The organism is Endozoicomonas arenosclerae (assembly GCF_001562015.1).
GTDB classification, from domain to species: Bacteria; Pseudomonadota; Gammaproteobacteria; order Pseudomonadales; family Endozoicomonadaceae; genus Endozoicomonas_A; species Endozoicomonas_A arenosclerae.
In genome coordinates this window covers 25,124-34,176 of record NZ_LASA01000014.1, presented here as the reverse complement: position 1 = coordinate 34,176, position 9,053 = coordinate 25,124, and the positions used below count along the sequence as shown (strand labels likewise).

The following is a 9,053-nucleotide window of genomic DNA, read 5'->3' as shown; positions in this document are numbered from 1 at the left end:
CCATGTCTTGCCACTCGTCCGCTCCACATATGACTGCGCATACAGCAATGATAAGTATATCGAGCAGGTTGTGATCACACATGCCGGGGCAGCGAGGATCAGGAACTTTGGCTAAAAAATCAGCTAGTGGCTGGTACTGCTTGGCTTCCATGCGGATGAACTACTCTAGGAGACTCGAATAAACTGGATAGAGAGTTTACAAGAAATTTATCTTCGAGTGTTCAGATTGATGCAATTGCCCTGAAGTAATCATATTGAGAGGCAATATGATAAGCCGTCAGAGCGATACGATGCATATCATCAGGAGTGTTGTATCCGATAGTGGAATTCACACGATAGCGGGGAAGACCATCGTTACCTATATGATCATAAGCTTCCAGTCCGGGCTCATCAGCATATTCATATTTGAATATATAAGTACCGGCTACAGAGAAGTCCATAGTGCCTGCACTGCCCAGTTCATGGTCATAGGTTAGAGAAAGATCTATTCCTGACTGTTCCTGTTCAGCAATATTGACATTAGAAGTGAAAATTTCCTGAATTCTTCCCTGGCCATCACGTCTTACAGCAGCAGAGCTGCCCGCTTGGGCTTCAGCCTGAAGAATATAGTCACTACTGATCTGAGTAATCAGGTCTTCAGTTTTGATCTGATAAAGGTCGCCACGGATTGTCAGGGCATCATTGGGTTGTATAACTACGCCCAGTGTGGCCATCTGACTCTCTTCAGGACCCAGATCTTTGTTACCCTGGTTAGTGACTGCCACACTGGAGGCCTCGATGTTACAGTTTCCAACAGAGATACCCTGGTCGGCACATGTCTTGTAATCAGTAACTGTGTAGTAGCCCGTGTTAGCAGGTGTATAAAGTTGCTGGAAATTAGGCGCTTTAAAACTGGTGCCCCAGCTACCACGGATCAACAGTTCGTCCATGGGCTGATAGCGGAAAGACACCTTAGGGTTCGTGGTATCGCCGAAATCATCATACTTATCATGACGAAGAGCCATGCTGACTTCGAACTTATCAGTGATTGGCAGCAACGTCTCACCATAGACCGCTTTCACAGTGCGTTCGCCGCCATAAGTTCCGCCAAATACACCGGTTACGGCTCCGGAAGTGGATAGCGGGTCAAACTTACGTTCCATGTCATAGTACATGTATTGGCCGCCAAAGTAGAAACCAATGGGGCCTCCAGCAAGTTCGCCTAAGCTGAATCCAAATCCGCCATTAACATCCCGGCTGGTTACATCCACCTGATCTTCCCAGGTGTGGCTAATCTGGGAATGGTATTTCGAGTTGATGTCGCCGTTCTCAAGGAAAAAGTCAGCGTTGGCATTCACCAATTCTTCAACTTTATCTTTCAACAGCATATTGGTACCGTCGGAGGTGTAGTCACTCTTGCTTTCCATATAAGTGACGTTCCACTGGAAGTCATCGACAAAATTGAGTTCCATATCGCCTGACAAACCAATATGTCCGCTGATATCCAATCCATCAATTTCATAGACACGGTTACCCAGAACATCGAAACGGTAACCGACAGTGGCAGTAGAGTTAGTGTTGGGATCCATGCCGTTATCAGCAAAGAACTGGGCGCCACCCACCGTGGTGCCGTCTACGTTAAACCATGCGGGTACTGGAGCCGCAGTATTGGCAACATCGCGATGACTAAGAGTGATGCCACCAGTAACCTGAATACCGTTATCCAGATCATAGTTACCCATGATATTCAAAATGCTTCTGTTAATTTCAGGGGTCAGATCTGCTTCTGCGGTGTAGTCATAGGCACAGACTTTGTCACCCGGATAAGCACTGTCGTCGTAAGGGCCGTAAAAGTTGGCTTTGTTACAGGAGCCAGCAATGGGCTTATAGGTCCAGTCACCATGTTGATAGGTTGTTCTGGCTGTCTGGGATACGTTTTCAACGTCCTGGATGTACTTGGAATTAAGTTTGTCAGCCTTAGCGTATTCCCTGTCCTTCATGATGATGTTTTCAGTCCGGTCATGCTCCAGGCTGACGAGCACATTACCTTGATCAAATGATGTACCCCAGAGCAGGGATAGACCATTCTCATCTGCACCTTCATCATCCGGACGAGACCCTCTGACGGAGATTTGTGCGCCGTCATAGTCTTTACGCATGATGATGTTAACTACACCGGCCACCGCATCGGAACCGTATATAGCCGATGCACCGTCAGGCATGATTTCAATGCGCTCCACAGCTGCTGCAGGGATGGAGTTAACATCGACACTGCCACCGTACATAACGCCAGACCATGGAACGCGACGGCCGTCTATAAGAACCAGGGTATTCTGAGAACCAAGACCACGCAGGTTTATAGTAGCCTGACTGCCCCAGGAGTTGTTGCCCTGGGCTGAATAGGAGCCTGCGGTATTGTAGGGGGTACCTTGAAGGACATCAGCAACGGTCATAAAACCACTGTCTTCAATATATTCCCGGTCAATGACCGTTAAAGGTGTGGCGCCTTCAACATCTATCCGGGCGATTCGAGAGCCCGTGACCGTCACCTTTTCAATTTTTTCTACTTCCTGAGAACTGTCATTGGTATCGGCAGCGAGGGCGGGGAAGCTGTAGCCAGCCATCACTGCTGTGATGGCTGTAGCGAGCAACGTCTTCCTTGGAGTTTCCATGTGTGTGCGTACCTGTAACTTTTGTTGTTATTTTTTTTTTACGTTTCTATTAAACTACAAAGCGAATACTGTATACAATATCCATGTATAAAGAATATTGTATACAATAATTATTGAATGCAATTCACATTCCATAAAATGGGAACTGCGTCACATTTATGTAAAGTGAATGTCAAAATGAATAAGAAAAATAAAAACGACAGTAGCTGGATGGCAGCGGTATATGATCAGCAGAGACACTTGTCACTGCACTTGAAGGAGAGGTTGTCTGATAAGGATGGCATTCCAGAAATCCTTGAAGACCACACCATTAACGGTCTAGGTAAAGAAAGCTCAAGAGCCTCTGTATTTCCATTCCCAACCCGTACAGAAGCTCTGAACAATGAGCTAACTCAGTCAGACCGCTACTTTGATCTTAATGGTCACTGGAAGTTTGATTTAGTCACTAGCCCACGAGAAAAGCCTGATGGTTTTTATGAAAACTCCTTCGATGACAGTCAATGGTCATCTATAAAGGTGCCGGGTAACTGGGAGACGCAGGGCTTTGATCATGCTATTTATCTGGATGAGCGTTATCCCTTTGAATCATGCTGGCCCAAGGTTCCAAGGGATTACAATCCGGTAGGCAGTTTCAGAAAACAGTTTGAGCTGCCCCTGGAGTGGGCAGATGATGAAGTCTATCTCCATATTGGTGCAGCTCGTTCAGCCTTAATTGTCTGGGTGAATGGGTTGCCCGTTGGGTATTCGCAGAATGCTAAAAGTCCCGCTGAGTTTCGAATAACTCCTTTCCTTATAGAAGGCAATAATCTGATTGCCCTTCAAGTTTATCGATGGAGTAACGGCAGTTACCTTGAAAAGCAGGACATGTTGGACATGTCTGGGTTGGAGCGTGAAGTTTATCTCTATCGGACTCATTCTGTGCGAATGTTTGATCTGCATTGTCAGGCATCATTGGATAAAGACGGTGTCCAGGGGCATTTGAAGGTGGATGTCGAACTCCGGCAACAGCCTGTCAGTTTTACCGAAGCCCCATCAGAGTATCGTGTAAAAGTAGAGTGTTATTTGCCGGGTGATACACCGGATGTGCATCTCCCGATGTTCTCAATGCAGCAAACAGTGGAGCTTGAGAGTGCTTTTCAGTGCATCTCATTTGAGCAATGCTTAAAAGCCGTGCACCCATGGAGTGCAGAAACACCTTCTTTATATAGGGTGTTGATTACTCTTGAGGATCATGAGGGCAGGGAGCTTGAAGTTTTAAATCAATCGGTTGGCTTCAGGAGAGTCGAAGTTGTTAATGGTCTTCTTCAAGTAAATGGCATACCCGTAACGATTAAAGGGGTAAACCGGCATGAAACTGATCATCGCTATGGACATTATGTTCCCAGAGAAGTTATGGAACACGATATCCGGTTGATGAAGGTCAATAATATTAATGCTGTCCGTACCAGTCATTACCCCAACCACCCTTATTGGTATGAACTGTGTGATCGCTACGGTCTTTATGTGGTCAGTGAAGCGAATATAGAGTCCCATCCCCTGGCTCTGTCCGATGAAACCCAGATTGGCAATGATCCTTCCTGGTTGCCTGCTCATCATGACCGTTTGCAGTCCATGGTCATAGAACATCGAAATCATCCATCGGTGATTATCTGGTCACTGGGCAATGAGGCAGGACACGGGAGTGTATTCAGAAGTCTTTATTACTGGTTGAAGTCATTTGATTCGAGTCGTGTTGTTCAGTATGAGCCAGCAGGCCAGGATGACTATACCGACATCATCTGCCCTATGTACCCCTCGCTGGATAAATTGAAGCTGCTGGCAGAGTCCCAGCAGGAAAGAGCGGTGATCATGATTGAGTACAGTCATGCTATGGGTAATTCAGTGGGTATTCTTGCTGATTACTGGCGTTTGATGGATCAATATCCAGGCTTGCAAGGGGGCTTTATCTGGGAGTGGTGTGATCATGCTCTTGAATTGAAGGATGAATCTGGAAAGCACTTTTGGGGGTACGGCAAAGACTATCACCCCAATCTGCCAACCGATGGCAACTTTCTGAATGATGGGTTGCTCGCCGCAGACAGAACACCTCACCCTCATTTAGAAGAGGTAAGGTTTGTTTATCAACCTGTCAGAGTCCAGCTGAAAGAATGCCAGTTAAGAGATGATCTGACTGTATTACTGAGCATTGAGAATCACTATGATTTTATCAGTCTGGAGCATCTGGAACTGCATTGGGAGTTAATGAGAAACGGTCATCCCGTTCAATCGGATCAATGTAATCTGCCACCAACACCAGCAAAAGAGTCTTCCAGATTGTCATTGCTGCTGGATGGTAGTGAACTCTCGGCCAATGATGAACTGATTCTCACACTGAACGTTCTCCTCAGAGACCCTCATCCTGATTCAATGAGTTCTGCATTACTTGAATCTGGCCATGCTGTGGCCTGGGGTCAGGTTATTTTGCAGTCTCCTGTGAGTGAAGAAGTGTTTTCACATGATCGCAGTCCTGAATGCTTTCAAACTTCAAAATCCATCTGGATCAGCAGCAAAGAGGTTGAGGTTGAATTCTGTCGCCAGTCTGGAGCAATAAAACGTTATCAAGTCAGTGGTGAGTCCCTACTGAAAAGCGGACCGTTCATGAATTTCTTCAGAGGTCTGACTGACAATGATCTGGGTTGTAACATCCAGGAAAAAGCCAGGATCTGGCAACAGGCTTCAAATCATCAATGCCTGAAATCTTGTGAACTGCTACGAAAGGAATCTGGACAAGTCCAGGTAAGCAGTCATTTCTTCCTGCCTGATGTTAAGGGCCAACTGACAATGGACTATTCAATAAACGACCGGTGTCAGATTGAAGTGACGGCTCGTTTAAAACTGGATGATCCGGAAGGTTTACCTGATCTGCTGAGATTGGGTGTGCAGTTTCAAATGGATCAGGCTTTTGAACACATGAGCTGGTATGGCAGAGGGCCAGGGGAGAGTTACTCTGACCGCAAGGGTTTGCCTGTTGGCATTTACGACGGATTAGTCCGGGATCAATTTCATCGATACCCACGACCCCAGGAAACCGGGAATAAAACGGATGTCCGCTGGGCTCAATGGCTGAACAAAATGGGAATCGGCATTCGATTCAAGATGCAGTCTGATCTACTGAATGTGTCTGCCTGGCCTTTTGAAAGTTCAGAGCTGGATTTTACGCCTGATCCATCCGGTGAATGGGGGGCTTCGGGTTTAACCCCCTTAACCTGTCGCCATGGTTCGGATATTGAAGTGTCCGACATCATGACCGTCAATATCGATCTGGCTCAGGCTGGAGTGGGTGGGCAGAACTCTTGGGGGGCAGATTTACTTTCTGACTACCGACTGCCCGCAGGGGACTATGAATTTTCGTTTGTGATGGAAGCTGTAGTGTCCGGAACAAAAGAGATAACAACAAGAAATCTGTAAACAATGGAAGTGAAAATGAGAAGAATAAGAAAAGGGGATTGGTCTACTCTGCTGAAAACATCGTTTTTCGCAATTCCCATTCTGCTATCAACGGGGTGTGCTCCGCTCACCGATAATACTGAAACTCGCAGTGCCGCAGTTACTGCAGAAACCATTATAAAAAGTGTTAACGATCAGAGAGAGTATCAGTATCTGACACTGGAAAATGGTGTCAGGACTCTTTTGATTTCAGATCCGGATACTGATAAAGCGGCGGTGTCTATAGATGTAAATGTAGGCAGTTGGTCTGACCCCGAGGGGCGTGAAGGGTTGGTGCATTTTCTTGAGCACATGCTGTTTCTGAAAAGTGAAAAATATCCGGAACTGGACGGCTACAGGGAGTTCATTCGCAGCCGTGGAGGGACGAACAATGCCACCACATACGCTCAAAGCACTAACTATTACTTTGAAATTAATGCCGATGATCTTCAACCGGCTCTGGATCGTCTGGCTTATTCAGTGTCTCAACCCATTCTCGATAAACAGTATGTGGATCGAGAGCGGAATGCCGTAGATTCCGAATTCAGGTTGAACTTTAAAAACGACGGTTGGCGAAAGTACATCACGGAAGGGATGATCAGTAAATCGGATCATCCTTATGCGGCATTCAGTACCGGGAATCTCGATACACTGAACAACGACGATGGCAAATCTTTACTGGACGACTTAAAAGCACTGCACCGAGAGTTCTATGTGGGTAGCAATATGGCGGTTGTTGTTTATGGTAAGGAGCCGCTTTCTACCCTGCAGTCATGGGCCAATGCCTCGCTCAGCAGCATTGCAGCTGGAAAACGTTCAGTGAATGCCTATAAAGAGCCTTTCAGGAAGGATCAGCAGGGAGTAAGAATCAATATCGAAACCCTGGCGGATACCTATGAGCTGAAACTGGTTTTCTCGCTGCCTTCGACCCTTGATGACTATAAAGTGAAACCACTGGATTATATCTCTCAGTTAATAGGAGGCGAAGGGCCCGGAAGTCTGCACAGTGTTCTCAAAGAAAAAGGATTGATTGAGAACCTTTACTCTTATAGCTGGGATTATGCAGGTGCTTTCAGTGAGTTAGAGGTCGTGCTGTCATTGACTGAGTCGGGTTATAAGCAGCTTGAATCGGTTACCGAAGCCACTTTTTCATACCTTGAACTGTTGCAAAAGGAAGGGGTGAAAGAGACGTTGTATCAACAGACGGCGAACCTGGCGTCTATCGATTTTCGATTCAAGGAACAGTCCCGCCCGGTGGACTATGCCATGAGTGTTGCTAAGAGGTTGCAGAACTATCCCTCCAGTCATGTATTGTTTCTGCCGTACAGTTATGAATCCTATGAACCTGAGTTAATTCAGGGTTATCTGGATCAATTGACAGCGGATCGTGTGAGGCTGGTGGTGTCTGCAAAAGACGTGGAAGTGGATCAGGTTGAGCCATTCTACCTGACCCGCTATGGCGTTAAGCCTCTTTCCGAAGCGTTTCTGAAACGTCTTGAATCCCCTGAAACCATCAGCGGCTTATCGGTACCCACTGCCAATCCCTATATTCCTGAGGATTTTGCGGTTCTGTCCGCAGCAGAGACCCAACAGGAAGTCCCTTCATTGGTGATTGATCAGCCGGGTTTAAGGCTCTGGCATCTGCAGGATCAGACTTATCAGCAACCGAAATCTGACCTTAAAGTGATTCTTTCGACGACTGTCGTAAGTCAGACCGCCAGTGATATGGTGAAATCCTGGTTATTGAACCGGCTCTATCTCAAGGCACTCAATGAGAGGATTTATCAGGCCTCTGAGGCCGGAATGGATTTCTCTATTCAGCCCACTTCATCGGGGTTGGAGTTGTCCCTCAGTGGCTATCACGATAAGCAGCCAGAATTATTATATTCAGCTCTGGAGACGGTTCAGTCTGTTGATTTTAATGAAAAGTCGTTTAAAAGCGTTAAAGATGCCCTGAGATTGATTCTGAAAAATCAGTCGCTCAACACTCCGGACGATCAGGCTTATTATGCCATGTGGAATCTGGTGAATGTCGGTCGATTCAGCTCTGAAGAGTCATTGCAGTATCTGGAGCCTGTCACTCTGGAAGATCTGAAAGCCTATCGCCGCAAGGTGTTTGAGCAAGCGCACCTGGATTTACTGGTTCACGGCAATGTTTCAAAGCAGCAAGCCCTGGAGTACTCGGAGAAAGTTAAGTCACTGGTAAAGCAACCTGCACAGCCTTATCGAAGTTCTATCTATGACCTTAAAGCGGTCGATACCCTGAACCTGCAGCTGGATATCGAGCATACGGATTCTGTTTCAGTCCTTTACTATCAGGCAAAGGATGAATCAGTACAGAGTCGGGCAATGTATGCCTTGCTGGGTGAGATGTTGGGTTCTGATTTCTTCAGGGAGCTGAGAACCAACCAGCAGCTGGGCTATGTTGTTTGGGGAGGCGCTAATCGTATCAAGGATCGTCCGGGTCTGGCTTTTGTGATTCAGTCTCCAAACACGAATCCTGACGAGTTGAAGCGGAGAATGCTGGCCTTCTTTGATGATCAGCAAAAGGAGATTCAAACCATCAAGGAAGAAACGCTCGAGACTTATAAGCAGGGTCTGATGGATGATCTCCTAAAGAAAGATCTGAGCTTGAGCAAAAGAACCAGTCGGTTCTGGCGTTACATCAGCAGTGATGAGATCGACTTCAACGAAACCGTCAAGTTTGCAGAAGCGATAGGAAAAATCAGCCGAGAAGAATTGATCCGAGCCTATGATACCGCTTTATTAAGCACAGATGCCTTATCCATTGAAATTAAAAGCTACGGCACACGCCATCAGGATAAAAAGGAAGAGTCAGAAGAGAGTACTGCCTGTATCGGGCTGTCTTGTATTGATATGACAGGGGTGCCGAAAACGTAAGTCAGAAAGGAAGCCCATTCAAGGGCTTCCTTTCCA

General features: G+C 46.6%; 4 protein-coding genes. 2 read left to right on the top strand and 2 right to left on the bottom strand.

All coding sequences use genetic code 11. From position 1 onward, the window contains the following. Positions 1-151 (bottom strand): transposase family protein (locus WG89_RS32825; protein ID WP_172806672.1); only part of this gene is annotated, 151 nt, incomplete at its 3' end. 70 nt (positions 152-221) lie between these two features. Continuing rightward, positions 222-2,651, bottom strand: coding sequence for a TonB-dependent receptor plug domain-containing protein (locus tag WG89_RS01540; protein WP_062260466.1), 2,430 nt, complete (start codon positions 2,649-2,651; stop codon positions 222-224). Positions 2,652-2,828: 177 nt separating this feature from the next. On the opposite strand from WG89_RS01540, the gene WG89_RS01535 reads away from it, so the two are divergent. Then, positions 2,829-6,098, top strand: coding sequence for a glycoside hydrolase family 2 TIM barrel-domain containing protein (locus tag WG89_RS01535; RefSeq protein ID WP_062260464.1), 3,270 nt, complete (start codon positions 2,829-2,831; stop codon positions 6,096-6,098). 15 nt (positions 6,099-6,113) lie between these two features. Beyond that, positions 6,114-9,017: an insulinase family protein gene (locus WG89_RS01530; protein ID WP_172806671.1), complete on the top strand. Its 2,904-nt coding sequence runs from the start codon at positions 6,114-6,116 to the stop codon at positions 9,015-9,017. Positions 9,018-9,053 lie beyond the last annotated feature (36 nt).